2 pseudogenes are annotated in these 1,684 nt (G+C 57.9%); one reads left to right on the top strand and one right to left on the bottom strand.

Features of this window, described 5'->3' with window-relative positions:
* Positions 1–1,045, bottom strand: a pseudogene (locus ACF8O8_RS18590) (transposase); the annotation flags it as partial.
* Between the two features lie 76 nt (positions 1,046–1,121).
* Here ACF8O8_RS18590 and ACF8O8_RS18585 point away from each other — a divergent pair.
* Positions 1,122–1,682, top strand: a pseudogene (locus ACF8O8_RS18585) (IS110-like element ISPpu11 family transposase); the annotation flags it as partial.
* Between the last annotated feature and the right edge of the window lie 2 nt (positions 1,683–1,684).

The following is a 1,684-nucleotide window of genomic DNA, read 5'->3' as shown; positions in this document are numbered from 1 at the left end:
TCTTCGTTCTCGTGTACCTCCCAGCCCACAGTCTTGCGGCTGTAGATGTCTTCGATCAGGTACAGGTAGTAGTATTTTCCACGCACCGAAGACGGCAAGTATGTGATGTCCCACGACCACACCCGGTTAGGTGCGCAGGCAGCATGCGTTGTCGGCTCGGCATGACGCCCAGGGCGTTGAGCACGCCCTCGGCGTTCTTGCTGTCCAGCAGCCCGAAGCACCCGGTAAAAGGTCGACTCCGAGCCTATATAGAGCTGCTTATCGGCCAGCCTCGGCACGATCTGGCTAGGTGGCAAGTGAGCATATTCAGCGCTGTTGCACAGGTTGAGAATCGCTTGTCGCTCGTGCTCGCTCAGCGCGTTCGGTGGGGTTGCGCGAACTGTAGTTGTGCGTGCATCCGCCGCCACTTCTTCCGTTTGAGTCCAGCGCTGCAACGTTCTAAGCGTCAAGCCAACTTCCTGACATGCCGTCAATTTCCGAGCTCCGGAATTAATCGCCTCAGTCAGCCAAGCCACCAGCAGTTGCCGTTCCGGCAGAGCAGTCAATTGTCCTCGTCGTCTACTCCCCAGTAGTCGTTGAGCTTTTTTCGCAGCACCAATAACGCGGCTGTTTCAGCCAACGCCTTATCCTTGCGGCGCAGTTCGCGCTCAAGCTGTTTGATGCGTTTCTGATCCTGACGGGCCTGCTCCCGATCAACCTTAGGCTGGGCTTTTGGAGGGGCCATCCCACTCAGGAACGCTTGCCGCCAAGCAGCAAGCTGCTCGGGATACAAGCCTTTGCGACGGCAGTATTCACCCACCTCGATCTCGGACAAGCTGGCGCATTCGGCTACAGCTGCAAATTTCATTTCTGCCGACCAACTCTCGGTCGGGTGTTTGGGATCGGTCACCACCACACATCCTTCGGCATTGGCTCGTTTGCGCCAGGTATACAGCGACATTTCAGTAACGCCCTCGCGCCTAGCGACTTCGGCCATCGTCAGGTTGAGTGGAGGACCCAGCATCTTGAGCAGTTCGGCTTTGCGCTCAGAGGAATAGTACGGCACAACGGCTCTCTTTCCGCCCCCGGGGTCTGGTTTCAGGTAAATCTGGCGAGGCGACAACTATCCTGACACCGGGGGGGCGCTTGAGGATGCTTCCTTGCCTCTACCCGACCTGTTGCGCGAGTTGCTCGATGAGTTGCTGATGGACTGGTTGTCTCTAGGTGAACGCATAACGGCGCTGAGCCGCCGGCTCGAAGCGACTGCCCAAGAGGATAAAGTCGCTCAGCGACTAATCACCATTCGCGGCGTCGGCCCTATCATTGCCACGGCAATCGTGGCGAAACAGACCGACCTCAGCCGCTTCGCCAGTGGCCGAATGTATTTCGCCTTCTTCGGTATCGTGCCCGATCAGCACAGCAGCGGAAACAAAATCAGATTGGGCAAGATGAGCAAGCGCGGTGACGGCTACATACGCAGCCTGATGATCCAGGGCGCGCATGCCGTCTTGAGCCAGCTAAGGCCTGATTCCGATCAGCCAGATGATCGCCGCCTCTTGCGCTGGCTATCCCGCCTTGGGCGCAAGGAGGCGGCGATCAGGCTGGCTAATCGAAATCTGCGGATTATCTGGGCCCTGTTACAGAGCGATCAGGTTTACCAACGCAAACCGAACGAAAAACCGGAGGCGGCTATGAGCCTCTGACC

Origin of the sequence: Pseudomonas sp. TYF_14, assembly GCF_043105275.1 — a bacterium.
Lineage (GTDB): Bacteria > Pseudomonadota > Gammaproteobacteria > Pseudomonadales > Pseudomonadaceae > Aquipseudomonas > Aquipseudomonas alloputida.
The sequence above is the reverse complement of the archived record's forward strand: the minus strand, read 5'-3'. Positions and strand labels throughout refer to the sequence as shown.